The following is a 20,541-nucleotide window of genomic DNA, read 5'->3' on the forward strand; positions in this document are numbered from 1 at the left end:
TTATAATCCAATCCAATAATTATGAATAGAAAACCATTATATACCGCCTTTGTGGTAGCCATGGCCGCGATTCTTATTGTGGGCTGTGCCCCAAAAAAAAACAAGACCCATAAAAAACCCAACTTCCTCTTCGTTTTGGTAGACGACCAATCGCCTTTTGATCTGAAAACCTATGATCCCAATTCCATTCTGGAAACCCCAACTATAAACGAATTGGCCAAACAAGGTGTTGTTTTTGAAAGTGCCCGCCACATGGGCGCAGCACTAGGTGCGGTATGTACGCCTTCAAGGCATATGATAATGACGGGTAGAACCTTATGGCATTTACCCAAAAGTTCGGGGTATAAAGAAAGTGTGGCTCCCGATAGTTTAGAGCAGCAATCTATAGCTGCCGTTTTTAATAGGGCCGGGTATAACACCATGCGCACCTGTAAAAAAGGGAACTCCTATGCCGCGGCCAATGAACAGTTTACTGTTGTGCATGATGCCACCAAACGGGGAGGCACGGAAGAATCGGGAAGTGCCTGGCATGCCGAGCAAGTATTAAATTATTTAAATGATAGGGAACAAGCAGAAGAAAAAGATCCCTTTTTCATCTACTTTGGCTTCTCCCATCCCCATGACACCCGAGACGGTACCCCCGAACTACTGGAAAAATACGGAGCTATAAACCATACCGATCAAAATAGTCTTCCTCCTGCCAACCCAAAACAGCCCCAATTACAGGAAAACTATCTAAACGCACATCCTTTCTTTCATGGCCACCCTGAACTTAGGGATGAGGAACGCGTAAGTGGGGTATGGAAAAACAGGGATGAACAAACGGTGCGTAATGAGTTGGGACGTGAATATGCCTGTTCCGAAAATATAGATATTCAATTGAATAAAGTGCTCGCTAAACTGGAGGCGTCCGGTGAGTTGGACAATACTTATATTATCTACACTTCAGACCATGGTATGTCTATAGGACGCCATGGATTAATGGGAAAACAAAATTTATACGAGCACACCTGGCGCGTACCATTTATTTTTAAAGGCCCCGGACTTGAAGCTGGTAAACGTGTTAAAGGAAATATTTATCTTTTGGATGTACTGCCTACTCTTTGTGAACTGGCAGGGATAGATGCTCCGGAAACAGTTGAAGGAATAAGTTTTGTCCCGGTCCTTAAAGGTGAAAAAGAAGTGGTTAGGGAGGTAATGTACGGGGTGTACGCAGGAGGTACAAAGCCTGGTATGCGTACGGTAAAAAAAGGGGATTGGAAATTAATAAAGTACGATGTTATGGATGGAGCCGTAAGGGAAACCCAACTTTTTAACCTTGCTGAAAACCCCAACGAATATTTACCGGAGCATCATAAATCGGAAGAAATGCAAACCAATCTGGCAAATAATCCCAAATACAACGATAAATTAAAGGAAATGGAAGCCCTTTTGCTGGAACAAATGGTGGCCCATGACGATCCCTATAGATTGTGGGATCAAAAATCCAATTAGAACAATAAGCATATTATGAGATTTAAAATTGCAATCCTTTTTTTATTACTGACCAGTCAACTTATAGCCAAAGAAATATTTGTTTCCCCATCTGGGAACGACCGTGGTAACGGTACTCAAGCTAATCCCTTTGCAAGCTTTTCAAGAGCTTTGGCCGAAGTAAAGAAGTTTGCCGGGAAAGAAACGGTTACCGTATGGTTTCAGGAAGGGAGCTACTATCTGGACCAAACCATGGTTCTTGGCAGTGAACACTCTGGTACCTCAACGAACCCAGTTATTTTTTCTGCCTTGCCTGGTGCCAATGTAACTATTAAAGGTTCCCAACGATTGGAAAATTTGGATTGGCGCGAGCACAAGGACGGAATATGGGTTACCGCAGTACCAGGGGGACTAGCATTTGACCAGTTGTTCATTAACAATGATCGGCAAGTAAGGGCACGATTCCCAAACTACGATTATGAAAATCCCCAAAGGGGAGGAAAGGGTTACCAACAGGTCACTGGGGGAACCGATCGCCGATATGACAGTTGGTTCTCCTATGATCTACAGCAATTTTCGACCAATACCTGGAACAATCCAGAAACGGGAATTGTACATGCTTTCCAAAGCCATAATTGGGGCAATATGCAATATCGGATCAAGGAAGTTGATCGGGAAGAACATAAAGTCTACCTAGGCGAAGGAGGATTTCAATTACAACGGAGTTATGGCATTGGTGGTAAAGAAGATAAGGCATCATGGTTTTTTATCGATAATATATTTGAGGAATTGGATGTTCCTGGCGAATGGTATCTGGATACCAAGGCCAATCTGCTCTATTATTATCCTAGCCCGAGCCTAACGTTGACGGAGGCTACCTTTGAGGTTCCCGTCCTAAAAGACCTTATTCAACTAAAAGGCAGTAAAGAATCTCCGGTAAAACATATTCAATTAAAGGGGTTTAATTTTACACAGTCTACCTATACTTTCATGGAAAATTATGAGCCTGTGGCACGTGGCGATTGGGCCATTCATAGGGGCGGGGCCGTTTTTATGGAAGGTGCGGAAAATTGCCTAGTGGCCGACTGCAGCTTTGAGTACCTAGGAGGCAACGGCGTTTTTATGAGCAATTACAACCGTGACAACAAAGTACAAGCCTGCAAATTTGTACACACGGGCGAAAGTGCGGTCTGTTTTGTTGGCTCCCCTTCGGCCGTGCGTTTTTACCAAACGTGGGACGACAGTGAAATAGATGGGAAAGACTGGAATACCATGCGTGAAAACATGGATCTGGAACCAGGCCCAAAAACCCCTGATTACCCTAAAAACTGTACTGTGGAAAACTCCATCATGCACGATTTTGGGGATGTCGGGAAACAAGTGGCCGGGGTTTATATCTCCATGAGCCATAAGATAAATGTTGCACATAATACCATTTATAATTGCCCAAGAGCCGGTATATGTATCAATGATGGTACTTGGGGCGGACATATCATTGAGCATAACGATATTTGGGAAACAGTAAGGGAGACCGGGGAACACGGACCTTTTAATTCCTGGGGAAGGGAAAGACAATGGAAAGGATCTAGGGGTACAGATGAACACTTTATAAAAGAATATACCAAGTTGGATGCCATAGATCCAGTAATCCTAAGAAACAATCGTATCGCCAATTATAGGAAGTCTATCAGCGCCGGCAACTGGACCATTGATTTGGACGATGGTTCCAGCTATTTTGAAATCTACAACAACCTCAACCTAGGATCTACTATCAAGCTGCGCGATGGTATGGCCCGCAAAGTCTATAATAACATCACCGTCAGCGCGGTACCGCTGGGTTGGCATGTATGGCCCAAGGAATCGGAGGATGAAATCTACAAAAACATCTTTGTAATTTCCGGTGCCGTCCCCGGCAAGGAGAGCCCTACGGACAATTTTATTCGCCCCGTAGCCTTACCAACCGAGACCAAATGGAGTACCCACTACAACAACAATTTGTATTGGAACATAAACCATCCGGAGGATTTCCTCATGACCGAAAATAAAAACTGGGAATCCTGGCAACAGGAAGGGTACGACTTAAATTCTGTTGTAGCAGATCCCGGCTTTGTGGATCCACTTAACGGAAACTATCAGGTCAGTGAAGAATCCCCTGCCTTAAAATTGGGCTTTAAGAATTTCCCAATGGATAAATTTGGGCATCAAATGACACGTATGGTTCCTTTTGGAGGGGAGTTTTCCGAAAAGGTTACAGTACAGCTCCTAGCAGATGATCGTGGGGGCCAAGGGGCAAAAATTTATTATACCCGTGATGGGTCCGAACCTACCATTAACTCCTTGCAGTATACCGATGCTATCCAACTCCAGAATACTACAGCGATTAAGGCAAGGACTTTTGATAGTAAGGGAACTCCGATCGGCTTTACAAATGAGGCTAAATTTCAGAAGGTAGAGGAGGTCGTCTACCCTAGCTGGTTCCAAACCTTGATCAATGGGAAATATGAGGGTAACAAATCCAAAACTCCATCCCCTGCTGTGGAATTGGAAGTAAATGGTGCCTTACTGGTAAATATTGCCGATGACCCGGACCTCATAGATGCTACCGGAGGGTATAACTATGGATGTTATATAAAAATGTTGAACAAAGAAAAAGCCAAAATGTGGCTGAAGGCCAAATTGGACAAGGATTGGGTAATTCAGCAAGTAAACAATAACAAAGTTGAGCGAATCTCTGATCTACAAGAATACCTAAAGCGATTCGCAGGACAAACCGTTCAGATCATAGCGGTAAGAGATTACAAATCCAAAGTGTTTGAAGTCCAATTCCCATAATTTTATTTATGTTTATGAAACAAAGGATCCTGTCATTCTTTTTAATTATGTTGTTCTCGGTGGCCTATTCCCAAAAAGAAAAGAAGGAAATCATTAACGATACACTTCAGGCCAAGGCATCATTGATCTTTGAGGAAAATTTCGAAAAAGGCTTGGATAATTGGAATATGGAACAGATGCCCGGTGGTATCGTTACCAATACTGATGGAAAACTGGAAATTACCGATATGGCCGGCTGTACCATTTGGTACAAAAAACAATTGGAAGGTCCCATTATGATCCAATATGAAGCCTATGTAATAGACGAAGGCGGACCCCAAGACCGCGTTTCCGATCTAAATTGTTTTTGGATGGCACAAGACCTAGAAAATCCGAGTGATCTCTTTGCTAATTCAGAAAATCGCGGAGGAAAATTTAACAACTATGACAGCCTACGACTTTACTATATGGGTGTTGGCGGACATGACAATAGCAAAACGCGATTTAGAAGGTACCTGGGCAATGGTGACAGACCCTTGTTGCCAGAACATGACCTTTCTGAACAGAAATACCTGATAGTGCCGAATAAGGTCATAAAAATCAAGATTATAGCGTACAACGGTATAATCCAATATTACCGCGATGGTGAATGTATAATCGATTTTTATGACCCGGAGCCCTATACCAGTGGTTATTTTGGTTTTAGATCGGTAAACAACCATATGACTATTGATAATTTTCAGGTGTTCCAATTATCGGGTGCGGAATAGTTCCTGTTTAAAAAAGGTTTTGTCCGCATTAGTCACCTTTGCACTTTTATCCTAGGTTATACCACTGATGACCAATAGGATTAAATATCCTGGCAGCTCAAAAAAACGGATGTTATTTTGTTTCTTATTTTCCAGTAATAAGGCTATTTCTCTCCTTTGAAAAACAATTTTCAGGTGGTGCAATAGGTAGGGTTTCTTGAAAAACCCGGAGCTTTTCAGTTAATTCCTTAGTTTTTTCAGGGTTTTCAACAGACAAGTCCTTCTGTTCTGCCCAATCGGCAGCAATATTGTATAGTTCGGCCCTTCCAAATTTATCGTTGGTCAAAAGTTTCCAGTTGCCCTCTTGAACAGCGGCACTGGGCCAAAAATCGGGCCTGTCACTGGAAAAACGCCAATCCCAATAAATTGGCTTTTGTCTATTAAAAGATTCGCCCCTTATGGCGGAAGCGATGCTTACTCCATCGGCTTGGTAATTCTCGGGATAGCTTGCCCCAGCCAATTCCAAAAATGTTGGCAGCAAATCTACAGTGGCCAATTCGGTTGTTTTATCAACCACTCCGGCAGGCGCATTAGATGGCCAACGTACCAAGAAGGGTATACGGACACCTCCTGCAAAAAGGGAGCGCTTACGTCCTTTAAGCTCGCCTGTTTCCCCAACGGAATAATAAGTCCCTAAACCAGGTCCGGTAGAATTATCCTCTGTTATTTTATTTTTACCGGTTATTTCGGGACCATTATCAGAAGAAAAGACAACCAAGGTGTTCTCATCTATTCCCAAAGTTTTTAGAGTGGAAAACAATTCCCCAATACGGGCATCATACTCGGCCACAACAGCTGCATACACCTGTTGCTGTTCGCCTAAATGAGCAAATTGTTGCATGAACTCATCCTTAGGGTAATGCGGAGTATGCGTTGCATGAATCCAAGCATTTACAAAAAATGGCTTATCCTTATTGCGCTTTACAAAATCAATAGTTTTATATAAGGTAGAATCCGCATGCATTTGATGTAAGTTGCTCGGTAAATTAAAAGCTCCATACTCATCGTATCCGTATTCCAATGGAGAAGGTGCATCTTCAACATGGGTATTGGACAAATGCCATTTACCAAAATGGGCCGTGGAATATCCAGCTTCCTTTAACATTTTAGGAAGTAAGGGGGCTTGGGGGTTCAGCCAATCAGGCATATTTCTGTTAATATGTGATTCTACGGAAGCAAAATGCCCATGTACACTGTGTCTTGCAGGGTATTGCCCTGTCATTACCGCCACCCTGCTGGGTGAACAAACAGGATTAACCACGGAAAAGTTCTGAAAATCGATGCCTTCGGCAGCCATTTTATCCAGGTTGGGGGTTTTGCAAAAGGTACTTCCATGGATTCCCAAATCTGCATATCCCCAATCATCGGCAAATATGAAAATGATATTCGGTTGGGTTTTTTCCTCGGCAATAGGTTCTTTTTTTGTTTCTTGCTTGCCTCCACACGAAAGCATAAGTAAGGTGCCCAAAAAAAGCATTGTAGATCTTAGTTTCATTTTTTAAACTTTGTTTTAAGGTATATGTTCTAAAATCGGAACAGGAAATTGGACTTTGAAGGTGCCAAAACTGCTTCCTGAACAAACCTAAGGCCAAACTATAAAATTGTATTTCTCTGTTCGGTCTTATTCTTGCTTATTTCGATCAATAAAGAAAAATTGAATTTTCCCTGTATTTCGTTTGGATTGAATCTAAGATTTAACCCATTTGGGCAAATCCCAATTCTCCTTAACATATGCTTGAGGCATTCCGGCCGTTGTTCTACCGTCCTTTATGATATTGCTTATCTTTTTGGTAAGTCTTTTCACCACATCGGGATGTTTAAAATAGAGGTTGTTGGTCTCACTTGGGTCTTCCTCTATATTATAAAGTTCAAAGACGGCTTCTCCTTCTTTGGGTTGAATAAATCTAGGTTCCAAGGAACCCCCTGAACCACGGAGCATATTCAATTTCCATTTTCCATCGCGAATTGCAAAATCCCCCGTTACGGAATGATGTATTACCGCTCCCCTAACCCCTTTATCATAATCTTTTCCTTGTAAAATTGGTAGCAGACTATAACTGTCCTCCCCAGCATTATCCGGAAGTCTTACTCCAATAATAGCTGCAATGGTCGCGAGATAATCGGTTTGGCAGACCGGTACATTGGTTTCCGAACCGGTCTTGATTTGGGCCGGCCAACGCATTAGGAATGGCACGCGATGTCCACCCTCATATATGTCGCGTTTACCGCCTTTAAAATTAAAACTACTGTAGTGCCCATATACATCGCGTTGATAAACGTAGTTGGTTTCGGCACCGTTGTCAGAGGAAAAAATTACCAGGGTATTGTCATCAATGCCATTGGCTTTTAGGGCTTCCAGCACCTGTCCCACCCTATAATCGGTTTCTTCCATAAAATCCCCATAATTGCCACAATTACTACGGCCTTGGAAATCGGGATGTGTACAATGTGGTAAATGTGGACTGTTCAATGGCAAATAAAGAAAGAAAGGCTTGCCATTTTTTGCCTCCTTCGCAGATTCATCTATATACTTCACGGCCTTGTTGGCCAGGGTTTCGAGGACCAATTCATCGTTGAAGGATGGAGCCACCTCAACCCATCCACTTCCTCCTTCTTTTTCATAAGGGGGGGTCATTCTATAGGGCTTCGGATTAATACTGTCGCTATACGTCCAGGGGTTGGTATCCGCTTTCTTTTTTGTCCATAACACTGGCGGATCCAAAACCCTATCATTTTCCAAATAGGTAAGAATACCATAGTTCATAGAAGCGGGAATACCGAAAAAATAGTCGAACCCTTTTTCTATTGGGCCATCACTAAAGGGTTTGGACCAATCGCGGTCTTTGCCCAAACTGCCTTCAAACTCCATTTGTAGGTGCCATTTGCCAACCATGGCTGTCTTATAACCATTATCCCTTAACAAGGAGGCAATGGTCATCCTATCCTTCTCTATCAAACAGGGTCCATCGGCTTCAAGGACTCCTTTTTTTAAGGAGGTCCTCCAACTGTACCTTCCGGTCAACAAAGAGTATCTAGAGGGAGTACAGACAGCATCGCTGCTATGTCCGTCCGTAAAAATTATACCTTCATTCGCCAACTTATCCATGTTGGGAGTCCTAAATTTAGCATCGGGGTTAAGAGCTGCTACATCCCCATAACCCTGGTCATCGGTATAAATAATGACGATATTTGGTTTTTGAATACTTTGAGCTCCGGTAGCTATTGAAAATAATAACAATAAAACTTTAAGATTCAGTTTGAATAAATGCATCATCTCTTTTAAATTAAATTTCATAAAATCTATTTCCCACGTATTCCTTGACGAACTTTTCGCAATAATTCCACTGACTCAGGCGATACGGAACCATCCTCATACATTTCAAGATTAATGGAAAGTGGATATCGATTTTTTTGCGCATGTTTTATTCTGCCAATGAGATCATCAAGGGAATGTTTTGGACTGGCTATGCTAGTATTCTTATCGATGTGCCCCCACCTTTTTTCCAAAGTAAAACAGCTATGTGCCTGCAAGCCCTTATAATTTCCTTCTGGAAATACACCATCATCCAGTCCCGTAAATTGTTTTAGGCCCTCCCCGGCATAATAATCCTGATACTCCGTAACCTTGGGTAAAATCCAAGAATTATAGGAAATTATACGTTGCCCGTTATTGGTTTTGGCGGCCTTACTTATCTCCTTAAAATTGGCCGTGGAAATACCTCCGGAACTACCATCAAAATGGGTATCGTAATAGCGTTGGGCCCCGTCAAAAAACCATCCGTTCAATTTTGCTCCATAACGATTGCCCACCTCAGCTATGATGTTCTTTAGGTTACCGTACAATTCCGTTTTATCCGCTTTATAACCCCCTGAAGCCTGCATCCAAGTGGCATCTATGGAGTGGTAACAATCATAACCGTAGTGATAATAGAATATCAATTTGATTCCTTTTGCATGCAGCCGATCTGCCATTTCGCCTAGAAGATCCCGTTTTGTAGTTCGGCCTTTTAATACCTTGTCCAAGGATGCAATGGGTGCGGAAATATACTGTTGTCCCCAGGTCATTGACCAAATAACATAGGCGGCCCCGGATTCCTCCACCATATTTACAAACTCTTCAACATCAAAATCGTTGACCTTATCTTCCCATGCCTTTATAGTATCCCCTTTTTCGGGTGTTGCCCTATTAGTCCACTGAAACATTAACCCGTATCCGGCATCCTTGAACCAATCTGCGGTCTGCCTTATTTTCTGGGCCTCTTCATCTATTTTTGCTACGTAAGTTGGTGCAATCAATTCCAGAGCGGATAGTTTAAACTTCTGGTCCGTATTAATTTCCAACTGTAAAGTGTTGATGCCTTTTTTTAATGCTATTGTTCCAAGTGCAATTTGTGCCCAGTCCTCTTCATTGGAGACAAACTCCAGACTTTGTCCATTGCAGGATAATGTCCCTTTTATATTCGTGCCAAAAATCCTAGCAACTATCTCGTAATTTTCCACCATGGAAGATTCCAATTGCCATTTCATGATATATGGCCCTGGAGCTTCGGACTCTATCCACTGGAACATATAATTTAATACCGTAGTTTTAAAATTGAAGCTGGTTTCCGCAAGACCCGCGGAAAGTACATTTATTTCCTTACTACCAATTGTTATAGGTTCACTAACTTTATTAATACCATTACTGCCCGTCTCAGCGTAAGGGTCTGGAACGTCCTGGGAATTCACTGGTACAGCAAAAAGGAATAAAAGCAGAACAAATCCACATTTATTCAAAATACATTTCCCTAAAAGTGACCACGATTGCATTCCTTTAATTTTATCAATTCAACTTAACTTCAACTCAAATCTAGCGTTTTTTACTTTTTTAATTAGTAAATAAAGGAGAGCTATATCCCAATCGCCGTTCATTTATATTAATCGATGGGAATCTGGTTATCCGTTCTAAAGGGATAGGCAGGCAAATCTGCACCATTGACCAAATTAACGTCGGGTTTTCCGGCAAAGGCATATCTAACATATACCGGATTCTTAATGTCATCATTGGACAGCACGACCTCTTCCCCAACAATTTTTGCTTCTGCCTTATGCCATTGCATAGAATCATCCGCAATCCAGAATCCTATAGGTGCTTTTTCATCCACGGTTTTTAATCCTTGGGCATTATTAAAATGAACTACCAGCTTATTATCCTGTGCCTTTACCTGATTTAAAATTGGCCCTTCTGCAACAATGTTTTTATCAAGGGTATGTTTTTCGGCAAGTAGTGCCAATCTAATACCAATGGGGAGTTTGTCCTTGGGGTGAACGTTTGTTTCATCACCAAGATCAATGGTATTGACCACACTGGTATAAGGTAGGTTGAGAACTTTTAGTTGGGACTCCCGCATCCATGCCCAGGATATAGCAGTGGGACTCTTGGAATCGATATCCGGGTTATTGTTCGTGCCTTTTCCATAACCTGGAAGCATTACTACGGAGAAGTGCATCTTATTGTTTTTCCATTCCTTCCTGTACCGCTTTACCCAGGATTGAAGCACATCACCATATTCTTTCATCCCTATCACCCTGTGGAACCAATTGTCCTCCGTAACCTCTGGTACCCCGGAATAGTAACGTGTGTTGCGTTCCCCTTGGTACCAAACCAAGCCTCTACAAGCATAAGGAGCCAAAGGCTTCATCATTGCATTGTACAGAATATTGGGTTGTCTACGCATAAAAATATCCTCTTGGTTAGACCAACCTTCACCACTGGATAGGGCATTATTGATTCTATTGCGAGTTTCGGTATCGGCATCAAAATCGTCAATTATATCCTTAAAATAAGGAAACTCTTCGGCCATATCACGTGGCATCCAGGCTTCTAGGGAAGAACTGCCCCAAGAAGCATGAATTATTCCAATAGGAATATCGGCGGACTTCTCAAGGAAGTAAGCAAAACCAAATGCTACGGCACTTGTTGGGGGTACATCTGCCCATTTTCCGCTAACATTGTCTTCTTCTTTAAAGGAAACCGTTCTCTTTACCTCAAAACTTCTTATGTTTTCTGAAGAAGCCAACAGTGCTTTTGTTTCAGGAACATTGTCTACCGAAAATTGCATATTGGATTGCCCCGAACATATCCATACTTCACCCACTACTACATTGGATAATACTATTTCCGAATTTCCGGTAATTGTCATTTCCCTAGGTGTTTTAGACGCCTGCAGGGGTGCTAATGCAACCATCCATTTACCATCTTTCCCAGTTCTTGTTGTGACACTTTGGCCAGCATATTTCACCCTTATTTTTTCTTTAGGGGCTGCAACTCCCCAGACGGGGACTTCCGTGCCACGTTGCAGTACCGTATTGTCGCAGAATAAATTAGATAGCTTTAATTCTTGAGAATATGTAATTGCTACACAAAAAAATAGAAAAATAAATAGTAGGGCGATGCATGGCTTTTTCGTCATTCCGCTAAATTATTGGTTTTATTCCATACTTCCCTCAGGGGTCAATCGTATTTCTTTTAGACTCGCACTTTTCCTATTTCCGTCTACCAAAGTAACCGTTATGGTATGCTCTCCCGGCGTTTCAAATTTCAAAAGCCCCATCTCATAATAATTATAGACCTCCGATGAATTCTGCTGATTCTGCACAAGGTTCCCTTCTTCCGAAGTAATTCTCCATACCAAGCGGCCTGATCCTGCATAATTCAGTTCCGTTTGGTAATAACCGGGCTCCTTCACCATTACCTTCCAGGTCACCTCTCCCTTGTCTGTCCAATCTTGGGCCTGTTCAATGTGTTTCCACTCCCCGAATTTTTCCATCCACCTTTTTTCGGTGATTGCTACACCTTCAGCCGTGGCAAAATCCACAGGAAGCTCTGTAGAAAAAACAGGGTCCAAACTAGATCTGGTATCTACCTCCGGACGGCCCTCTACCTCAAGCTCGATAACGGAAATCAATCTCTCGGGACGTTTGGCCGGAAGGCTTAACACGGCCCAATCCCCATCCTTGGCAGTTTCCAATGTTAAAGGTTCCCCGTTTACCCAAAGCTTTGCGAAGATAATATCATTTTTTAGGCCTGGGAGCCACAATTTGCCATCCAAAGGCCAGTCATAAACGCAAAGGTTCAACTTGCCATCGGAGGCTATTGTAACATCTCCCCAGGGCAACTTTCGGCCCCATGGCGAAGATCCGGTCTTATATACTACCTGTGGGTAGCTGTTGATCCATTCTCCGGAAGCGCGTAAGGATTCCTGCGCCTCTGTTGGAATACTGCCATCCGGTGCCGGCCCCACATTCAACATATAGGTACCACCCCTGGCCACCGTAGAAATTATACTCTTCAAAATCCGTTTGGGGCTCTTCCAATTCTGGTCGTACCAGGCATAACCCCAAGAGTCGTTGGTAACATCTACCGTTTCCCATAGGCCCCCTATATTTGCTACGGGAATATTCATGTCTCCCAGAGATTTATAATCTCCCAATCCGTGGCCCGCCCTTCCTGAAATCATTGCATTGGGTTGGTACTTGCGGACCACATCTACCAATTCAGCCACATATTTTTTCTCCATATTCCCAGGAGTATCAAACCATACCATGGCAATATCCCCATATTCCGTTACGATCTCCTTTACCTGAGGAAGACATTTTTTCTTAAAATAATAATCAAAGTCTACTTCTTTACCTTTTTCATTGACATTGGGTCCGCCATTGCCTCCTGGAAAGGTCCAGTCCTGATTGTGGGAATAGTAAAATCCAAATCCCAGCCCCAGTTCTTTACAGGCCTTTGACAGTTCTTTCATAGGATCTCTGGCAAAGGGAGTGGCCTTTACAATATTGAAATCATTGCTTTTGGAATTGTACATGGCAAAACCGTCATGGTGCTTGCTGGTAACAACAACATATTTCATCCCCGCATCTTTTGCCAGTTGCGCAATTACCTTGGCATCAAAATTTACCGGATTGAAGTTTTTTGCCTCCGCCATATATTCATCTGCCGGAATATTGGCCCTCCTAGGATTCATGATCCACTCGCTAATGCCATAATAGGTACTGTCTTTCCATTTATTGGCAATATTGGAGTAAATACCCCAATGGATGAACATGGCATAATTGCCATCATCAAATAGGGCTGTCCTAGAAGCGGGAGCATCTGCTCCCAGGGTGTTCTGTTCTCCCCACATTTCGTCCATTGACTTTCCATTTTGCCTTTCTTGTGCCAAAATAGTACCAACTTGCAATACCAGTGCCATCAATAGCATTATGAATTGCTTCTTCCCGATTTTAAAATTCATTGTTTGATTTTATTAATAGATTTATGTTTATTTAATTAGGTCCATTATCTAATATATTCGAACTGGCTAATGGCTATTTTTCTTAACCATTCGCATAGGAGAACTATACATTAGCCCTTCTGAATCAACAATATTGACAAAATAGGCCTGTGCATCCTCAGGCAATGTTACCGAAATTGTTTTCTTGTTATCGTAAAACCTCATGTTAGTCTGCTGCCAAGTATAATTATCCCTACCCCAATCTGCTGTATCGGTTGTATAGTATAGATAAGCTTCGGTTACTTTTCCCTCGTACACATAGATCAATTCGTTATTTCTCTTTAACTTCTGGAACTTAGGTATTAAGGGCCGCCCAGCCTTTTTCACAACATTATCTGCAAAAGCATAAATTTCTTCCGGTTCCCAACCAGGGCTATGCCCATGTTTCATATTATGTTCAACATAGAGGTACTTTTCGTTCTTGGAAGCTTCATAGGTTTTCGTGAAGCTGTTCATAGTGAAATGAAAATCATTGGTGCCGTTCACGAACAAGGTAGGTTGCTCCTGCAAGGGGATGTACAATGAAGGTTCCCAATTTTGAAGGTAAAACTGCCGTTGTTCCTTGCTCAAAAGGGTTAGAAGACTACTATAATGTGGAGTTTCTTGCAAAAATCCACAACCATATACCGGGATTGCGAAGGCATAGCGATCATCAATGCCCGTAATCACATTTGTAAGAATGCCTCCCCAAGAAATTCCACTAATACCTATGCTATTGGCATCCACTTCCGGAAAACTTATTAGCAAACTAGTGGCGAGCATCACGTCTGAAACGGCGTGATAAAACCATTGGTCCTGCAGCTTTATAGTGACAACATCCTCAAAAAATCCTATTCTTCGCGGACCGGAAAAACCATGATCTGGCCAGAGTTTTTCCCCATTGCTATGTTCAACTTTTTCTCCAGGAACCTGGCCTTCCAAAGCTACTGAAATAGCGATATATCCCCTATCTGTCCATTCTTTGACCCATTCCGGAAAAGCGGTACCGCCACCCCCATGAACCAAAACCACAGCAGGCCTTTTTTCTCCTTGTGAAAGTCCATTGGGAACCCCATACCAACAAAACACCTTGGTCTGTTTTCCGATGTAATCCAGCCCATTAAAAAACAGGCCTTTTATATTTGAAAACTGTTGGTATGCTTGATAATCATTGGTAAATCTAAAATCTGGTGTTTTCAACACCCCTGCTTTTACAAGTTCACTTTTTACCCACAGGGGCCCGCTCGTCTCTTGAGGATTTATAATTGAACCATTTAAAGCATTTGATTGACTTGCAGCATTGCTGCAAATGGCCAAAAACAATACAAGGAACCTCAAAACATGCCTTTTTGTGGTAGGCTTACTATGTACTGGGAACAAATAATTTAAATATTGCATTATCGATCTAAAACCTTTTGAAAACCGCGACCCAATAGATTTTGGTGCACGGTTCTTAATTAGGTCAAATCTAATTAGGGAATTGGGAGAAAGCCTTCTCTTTTCGACCAATCCTTTGCTTATATCAACCAATCCACTTGAATTGGAAAGCCAGGATAATCCCATAGCACAAAACAACCATCAAAAACCAAGTTAGTGTCAATTCGCCTTGGTAAATTCGGAAGGAGAAACTCCGTGAAGTTTTTTAAAAGCTGTGGAAAAATAGGAATTGGATTCGATACCAATTTGATACATAACCTCGGCCACGTTATAACCTTCATTATCGTTTAAGAGTTCTGCTGCTCTTTGCAATCTAAAATTTCTTAAGTAGACATTGGGGGCCTGGCCGGTAAGCTGTTTAAGGCGTCGATAGAAGTGCGAGGTACTAAGTCCTATTTCCTGGGCCAGCTCTTCGACCCCAAAATTGGAATCCGAAATATTTTTTTCCATTATGGCAATGGTATTGTTCAAAAATTCCTTATCCCTAGTCGAAATACCGATCACATTCTTGGGAAGCTTGCTATTCTTTGAAAAATATTCCCTTAACCGTTCTCTGGTCTCAATTAATTTTTCAATCCTTAGCTCAAGGTGTCTCAAGGAAAAGGGTTTGCCTATGTATTCATCGGCACCAAATTCGAGCCCCTTGATCATATCATCGTTCTCGTTCAATGCCGTTAAGAGTAAAACGCGAATATGGCTGAGATCCGGATCCAATTTTATTTTCTCGCACATTTCAAAACCGTCCATCCCCGGCATCATTACATCGCTAATGACCAAGTCGGGTTCATTGCTTTTTATTTTTTCCAGTCCTTCGATTCCATTGTTCGCAACTTCAATATTATACTTTTCGGACAAAGTACCCTTTAAAAACGTCTGTACATCCACTTCGTTTTCCACCAACAAAATTGAATATTTCTTTTTGGTACTATTATCCTTTGCCAAGGCCGTGTTGCCTTCAGTAATTTTGGAGGAAAGGGGAATCCAATCATCCACAAAGGATTTTTGGGAAAAATCTATTTCGTCCTCCTTGTATTCCGCTAGGGATTTGGAAGGTAGTACAACCGAAAAGCGCGTTTCTACGCTAGGATTGCTCTTTGCAGAAATTTCACCGTCCAGTAAATTGACCAGGGATTTGCAAAATGACAGGCCGATGCCACCACCACTTACCTTATCGGTCCTATTTCCCAATTGATAGAACCGTTCGAAGATATTTTCTAAATCTTCTTCAGGAATTCCCTTACCGCTGTCTACCACATCGATATAGATCATTTTTTGACCTGCTTTATGGTCTATTTTTGATTCAATACCAATAGTACCAAAGGGCGGGGTATTCTTAAAGGAATTAGATAGCAGATTGAAGATAATACGTTCGGTCTTCTCTACATCCAAAATAATTTCTTCGTCGGGGGAACTTACTTTATAATTGAAATTAATGTCTTTTTCAATAGCGTAATTTTCGAATGCCTCAATGGTAGGGTTAATAAAAGCACCTAAGGTCTCTTTCCGTAAATTCAATTTCAGTCGACCTTGTTCCGCTTGTTGAAACGTAATCAATTGGTCTGCCAAGCTTAAAAGTCTTTTGGTATTTTTCTGGATTATAGCCAAATATTTGTTGTTTTCAGGATCTGCATTTCGGGTCAGCAACCGCTCCAAGGGACCCGCAATCAATGTAAGCGGCGTTCTAAATTCATGGGACATATTGGTGAAATACTGAAATTTGCCCTGATTGATGGTATGCACCCTTTCCTTGTCCAGTTCTTCAAATTTTAACCGTTGTTTTAATTTCTCATGTTGCGAAAAATAGACGACTATTCCAATGCCTATGCCCACGGTGAGCAATGTAAACAGCAAATAGCTCCACCATGTCTGGTACCAAGGGGGCAATATTTTAAGGTTCAAGGTCTTGGTCTCTGTACTCCAAATACCGTCGCCATTGGCCGCCCTTACCTTAAATATATAACTCCTGGCAGGCAAATTGGTATAGGTAACCCTAGTTTTACCTTCGTTGACGGTTACCCAATCCTCATTAAAACCCTCAAGTTTATAGGCAACCTTATTTTTGGCAGGCGTTGAAGTGTGCTCCACGGCCAGATCAAAAGCAATAAATTGTTCCTTTTGGCTTACGGCTATATCTGTGGTCTCTGAAATAGACCTATCCAGGATTACCCTGTTATTAAGTTTTTCCCCAATTCTCACACGCTCGTTGTTTACCAGGAGGTCGGTAATCAAAACCTGGGGAGCTTGATGGTTCAGTTGAATGTCCTCTGGCCTAAAAATCGTTAGCCCATTTAATCCGCCAAAATAAAAATACCCTGATCTGCCCTTAAAAAATGCCCCTTGCCTAAAGTTGTTCTGGGCGAGGCCATCACGCACATCAAACACATCTATAGTGTTGTCCTTTAGATGAAATCTCAATAATCCCATATCGGAACTTAACCAAATAAAGTTGTCCCCTTCTGGCAAAATACCGTAGATGGCGTCGTCCGGTAACACATCATTTTTACGGAAATATTCCATTTTGGAAGGTTTCCCGGAACTATCAATGGTCATTTTGTTCAACCCTCCACCAAAGGTCCCTACCCAGATATTTCCTGAACTATCATCATAAAGGGAGAAAACATTCTCATAGCTCAAGCTTATTTTATCATTATTGTTGTCCGAGTACGTATGGAGGATCTTTATTTCCTTATCGTTATAAGTTGCATGTATCAAGCCTTTTTTGGTGCCGATCCATAATGAACCATCGCTGGTTTTTAAGAAGGTATGACCAATTTCATTTTCCACGGAAATAGTGGCCCTAACCTCCAGTTCCGGGTTTTTATTGCCCTCAATTATTGGCCATGGATTTTGTACAAGGGTAAGCTGGCTTCCCAACAGAATTATATCATTTTCAGCTACCTGACAAATACTTCGAATTCCTTTATTAAATATTTGAATTCCATCCTTGGTCAAGTTTATCTTTTTAAATTGATCCTTTGAGGGGTTGTACACTACTAGCGATTGGTCCGTACCAAACCATAAATATCCTTTTTTATCCTCATAAATACTTCGCACAATATCCAAATCGGAATGGGGAAATCTATGTTCTAGGTTCTCAAACTTAAGTGAGTTGGATGTTTGATCATTTACGGCGGTGGTACTTCTAAAAAGCGGGGTGTTATATCCGGACAACCACAACCTTCCATTGCTGTCCTCGAGAATAGCCATCAATAAATTATCCGTCAAGGACTGTGGTTCATAAGGGTTGTTGGAGTAGCTTCTAAATTGTTTCTGGGTAAGATCCAACTTATTTATACCTCCTTGTGCCGTACCCACCCACAACACATTAAAATCATCTTGAAAAAGGGCGTTTATATTTTGACTGCTTATGCCAAAAGAATTTCGGGGGTCATAGGCAAAGTGTTGAAAACTGTCCTCCTCTTCCGTATATTTAAAGAGACCGTTATCTGTTGTGCCGATCCAAACACTTCCGGAATGGTCTTCAAAAATAACGTCTACCATAATGGTAGCGCTTTTGGAATTTAATTTTTTATCGGTATCAAAATTGGTGATAATGTGCGCCTTTTCCCCCTCAAAAGATGCCTTGTACAAGCCTTTTTCGGTACCGATCCAAAAAATATTATTTCTATTCATGAGGCAGGAAACGACCTCATTTTCCAAAGTTTTAAATTGGGTCAAATCCCTGATTTCCATATCAGCACCGGAAACACCAGTTGCAAGAGATAAATTCCACAAGCCCCTGGAAGTAGCTAGCACCAAAGAATTTTTGTCCCTAAAACCAAAATCGTTTAGGGAAGGAACTTGAGGATGTGATGCAAGGATGTTATGAGAAACCTGGAAGACGCCATTCTGTATATCCGTAAGCTGGCAAACATATAACTCATTTTCACCGGAAAACCAGATTTTGCCATCCGGTCCGGAACTAATCCTACTAATACTAAGCCTATGGTTTAGGGGTACAGTTAGGAATTTTTCGAGTGATGGAATATAAACATTAAGCCCAAGGGTAGTCCCTATCCACAATAACCCATCCTTATCCTTAAATAACTGTTTAACGTCGTTGCTAAGAATATTTCCGTTGCTCTCGGATTGGGTGGTAAAGGTTTTAAATTCATAACCATCATGCCTAATGAGTCCGTTTGGCGTACCAAACCATAGAAATCCGTACCGATCCTGTACTATGGAATTAATGGTATTCTGGTTAAAACCTTGCTGATTGGAAAACCTTTCAAACTTTTGGGAATACAGGGAGAATGGGGCCGTAAAGCTAAAAATTACGACTCCCCAAAAAAACAGTAACCCAACTTGCTTATAATTTCCTCTCATTCCTTTGGTCAAATCTTTGCAGAATACTGGCGTCCAATACGTTTTATCATAGGATATAAGCAAATATAAATGTGTTGGGTCATAAAGCCTAATTTATTCACAGGACCTATATTTCAAAAGGTACAGGCCCATTGCAATGCGATAGTAGAACGAACCCCGCCTTTTTGGCAGGGTTTCTGGTTTAATACCCCGACCTTTGCTTCGATTCCTTAAAGGGAGCTAAGGCTGCCCTGGGGTTTAATACTATTTATTTACTGCGGTTCGGACGAATTCTCCATAAAAAATTCCATCCAGTTATTAATGATTTCTATAAACTTATAGAAATGTAAATGGGAGGTCATTGGTAGGTCCCACCATAAAAACAAAAGGCTTCCGATATCTTGGAATAACTGTCTTGGCACATATTGTCCCACCTAGGTTAGCTCGCTGTGCTCGTGGACCAGTAATGCCCATTACTGCAAATAGAAAACCACACTTCGCCAACGCGAACCATTTTTTTCATTTCCTGTCATAACCTCGGGCAAGCCCAGCTTTCTTCCATGAAATGAAAAACCCACGCTATAGGCGTGGGTTTTCTGCTTGATGTGGTCCCACCTAGCTTACCGCCTTGGGCGGCATAGACTTCTCGCCCAGGTTTTGTTCCAAAAAAAAGTCCCAGCTTTCGCTAGGACTTTTTGTTACCACTTTGTGGTCCCACCTGGGCTCGAACCAGGGACCACCTGATTATGAGTCAGGTGCTCTAACCAACTGAGCTATAGGACCATTTCCTTTTTTGCTTCCAGCTTCAAATACGCTTATTTGAAAAAGCAATCGGGAACCGCAAATTGCGGATGCAATATTACTACTTATTTTTCAACGCTGCAAACAAAATTACAAGCTTAATTGGGCTTAGCTATACACTACCTCCGCAAATATCATTCCTCTCCGCTTTGGGGAGTTGCAGAGGAATCTTCCTGGCAAAGCTCTATCAGCACCCCATTAGTACCCTTAGGATGTAAAAAGGCCACCAATTTGTTGTCCGCACCCTTTTTGGGAATTTTATTTAAGACCGTAAATCCTTCTTGGGTCAGGCGTTCTATTTCAGCCTCAATATCATCCACCGCAAAGGCAATATGGTGTACCCCCTCCCCTCGTTTCTCCAAAAATTTTGCAACAGGGCTATTGTCATCCATGGCCTCCAATAACTCTATCTTATTGGGACCTACCTTAAAAAAGGAGGTCTTTACCCCTTCCGATGCTACTTCCTCAATTTTGTAATGCGGCACCCCAAATATTTTTTCAAACAAGGCATTGGAGGCTTCCAAATCATGTACGGCTATACCCAAATGTTCAATTTTCTTCATATTCACCCTAATTATACTATTCCATAGTCATTGGCTTCCTTA

11 protein-coding genes and 1 tRNA gene are annotated in these 20,541 nt (G+C 41.9%); 3 read left to right on the plus strand and 9 right to left on the minus strand.

Going from position 1 to position 20,541, the window contains the following annotated elements:
- The first annotated feature begins 21 nt into the window (after positions 1-21).
- The 3 genes from LV92_RS05960 to LV92_RS05970 are packed head-to-tail and all read left to right on the plus strand — an operon-like array spanning position 22 to position 5,054.
- Positions 22-1,494: a sulfatase-like hydrolase/transferase gene (locus LV92_RS05960; protein WP_111622727.1), complete on the plus strand. Its 1,473-nt coding sequence runs from the start codon at positions 22-24 to the stop codon at positions 1,492-1,494.
- 15 nt (positions 1,495-1,509) lie between these two features.
- Positions 1,510-4,305 carry a chitobiase/beta-hexosaminidase C-terminal domain-containing protein gene (locus LV92_RS05965; RefSeq protein WP_111622728.1) on the plus strand — a complete coding sequence of 932 codons (2,796 nt, stop codon included), beginning with the start codon at positions 1,510-1,512 and terminating at the stop codon, positions 4,303-4,305.
- A 14-nt stretch (positions 4,306-4,319) separates the two neighbouring features.
- The gene (locus LV92_RS05970; RefSeq protein WP_170126291.1) at positions 4,320-5,054 is read left to right on the plus strand and encodes a DUF6250 domain-containing protein; all 735 of its coding nucleotides are present in this window, start codon (positions 4,320-4,322) and stop codon (positions 5,052-5,054) included.
- 124 nt (positions 5,055-5,178) lie between these two features.
- Here the strand turns inward: LV92_RS05970 and LV92_RS05975 are convergent, their stop codons facing one another.
- The 9 genes from LV92_RS05975 to mce all read right to left on the minus strand — a co-directional run bounded on the left by LV92_RS05975 (position 5,179) and on the right by mce (position 20,499).
- The gene (locus tag LV92_RS05975; protein ID WP_211322937.1) at positions 5,179-6,588 is read right to left on the minus strand and encodes a sulfatase-like hydrolase/transferase; all 1,410 of its coding nucleotides are present in this window, start codon (positions 6,586-6,588) and stop codon (positions 5,179-5,181) included.
- A 192-nt stretch (positions 6,589-6,780) separates the two neighbouring features.
- Positions 6,781-8,367 carry a sulfatase family protein gene (locus LV92_RS05980; RefSeq protein WP_170126292.1) on the minus strand — a complete coding sequence of 529 codons (1,587 nt, stop codon included), beginning with the start codon at positions 8,365-8,367 and terminating at the stop codon, positions 6,781-6,783.
- Between the two features lie 26 nt (positions 8,368-8,393).
- Positions 8,394-9,902, minus strand: a complete 1,509-nt coding sequence (locus LV92_RS05985) for an alpha-L-fucosidase (RefSeq protein WP_111622731.1) — start codon at positions 9,900-9,902, stop codon at positions 8,394-8,396.
- 107 nt (positions 9,903-10,009) lie between these two features.
- Positions 10,010-11,545, minus strand: coding sequence for a sialate O-acetylesterase (locus LV92_RS05990; protein ID WP_111622732.1), 1,536 nt, complete (start codon positions 11,543-11,545; stop codon positions 10,010-10,012).
- A gap of 18 nt (positions 11,546-11,563) precedes the next feature.
- Positions 11,564-13,375, minus strand: a complete 1,812-nt coding sequence (locus tag LV92_RS05995; RefSeq protein ID WP_211322938.1) for an alpha-L-fucosidase — start codon at positions 13,373-13,375, stop codon at positions 11,564-11,566.
- Positions 13,376-13,441: 66 nt separating this feature from the next.
- The gene (locus LV92_RS06000; protein WP_170126293.1) at positions 13,442-14,731 is read right to left on the minus strand and encodes an alpha/beta hydrolase family protein; all 1,290 of its coding nucleotides are present in this window, start codon (positions 14,729-14,731) and stop codon (positions 13,442-13,444) included.
- Between the two features lie 258 nt (positions 14,732-14,989).
- Complete coding sequence (locus LV92_RS06005) at positions 14,990-19,156, minus strand: hybrid sensor histidine kinase/response regulator transcription factor (RefSeq protein ID WP_111622734.1); 4,167 nt, start codon at positions 19,154-19,156, stop codon at positions 14,990-14,992.
- Positions 19,157-19,844: 688 nt separating this feature from the next.
- A tRNA-Ile gene (locus LV92_RS06010) sits at positions 19,845-19,918 on the minus strand.
- Between the two features lie 152 nt (positions 19,919-20,070).
- Positions 20,071-20,499 carry a methylmalonyl-CoA epimerase gene (gene mce / locus LV92_RS06015; RefSeq protein ID WP_111622735.1) on the minus strand — a complete coding sequence of 143 codons (429 nt, stop codon included), beginning with the start codon at positions 20,497-20,499 and terminating at the stop codon, positions 20,071-20,073.
- Between the last annotated feature and the right edge of the window lie 42 nt (positions 20,500-20,541).

Origin of the sequence: Arenibacter echinorum, from assembly GCF_003259375.1 — a bacterium.
Classification (GTDB): Bacteria; Bacteroidota; Bacteroidia; order Flavobacteriales; family Flavobacteriaceae; genus Arenibacter; species Arenibacter echinorum.

What these genes read in the sequence shown, in the direction of transcription:
- LV92_RS05960 (WP_111622727.1), top strand. Translation starts at nt 22, where the DNA reads ATGAATAGAAAACCATTATATACCGCCTTTGTGGTAGCCATGGCCGCG.
- LV92_RS05965 (WP_111622728.1), top strand. Translation starts at nt 1,510, where the DNA reads ATGAGATTTAAAATTGCAATCCTTTTTTTATTACTGACCAGTCAACTT.
- LV92_RS05970 (WP_170126291.1), top strand. Translation starts at nt 4,320, where the DNA reads ATGAAACAAAGGATCCTGTCATTCTTTTTAATTATGTTGTTCTCGGTG.
- LV92_RS05975 (WP_211322937.1), bottom strand. Translation starts at nt 6,588, where the DNA reads ATGAAACTAAGATCTACAATGCTTTTTTTGGGCACCTTACTTATGCTT.
- LV92_RS05980 (WP_170126292.1), bottom strand. Translation starts at nt 8,367, where the DNA reads ATGATGCATTTATTCAAACTGAATCTTAAAGTTTTATTGTTATTATTT.
- LV92_RS05985 (WP_111622731.1), bottom strand. Translation starts at nt 9,902, where the DNA reads ATGCAATCGTGGTCACTTTTAGGGAAATGTATTTTGAATAAATGTGGA.
- LV92_RS05990 (WP_111622732.1), bottom strand. Translation starts at nt 11,545, where the DNA reads ATGACGAAAAAGCCATGCATCGCCCTACTATTTATTTTTCTATTTTTT.
- LV92_RS05995 (WP_211322938.1), bottom strand. Translation starts at nt 13,375, where the DNA reads ATGAATTTTAAAATCGGGAAGAAGCAATTCATAATGCTATTGATGGCA.
- LV92_RS06005 (WP_111622734.1), bottom strand. Translation starts at nt 19,156, where the DNA reads ATGAGAGGAAATTATAAGCAAGTTGGGTTACTGTTTTTTTGGGGAGTC.
- mce (WP_111622735.1), bottom strand. Translation starts at nt 20,499, where the DNA reads ATGAAGAAAATTGAACATTTGGGTATAGCCGTACATGATTTGGAAGCC.